Raw genomic sequence first — 220 nt, forward strand, 5'->3', positions numbered from 1 at the left:
TCCACCTCGACCACGTCCGGGGCCACGTCGCCGGTCAGCGTGCCGTCCACCCGGCTGACGCCGACGTCGAGCACGATCGCGCCGTCGGCGATCAGGTCCGCGGTGATCAGGTGCGGCACCCCGGCTGCGGCCACGACGATGTCCGCCGATCGGGTGTGGGCGGCCAGGTCACGGGTGCCGGTGTGGCACAGGGTGACGGTGCAGTTCTCGCTCGGGCCCG

At 73.6% G+C, this 220-nt stretch carries 1 pseudogene; it reads right to left on the reverse strand.

The features are described 5' to 3' along the window. Positions 1–220 (reverse strand): annotated as a pseudogene (locus BN358_RS25145) (bifunctional methylenetetrahydrofolate dehydrogenase/methenyltetrahydrofolate cyclohydrolase); the annotation flags it as partial.

It is taken from the genome of Sedimentibacter sp. B4 (assembly GCF_000309315.1).
Taxonomy (GTDB): domain Bacteria; phylum Bacillota; class Clostridia; order Tissierellales; family Sedimentibacteraceae; genus Sedimentibacter; species Sedimentibacter saalensis.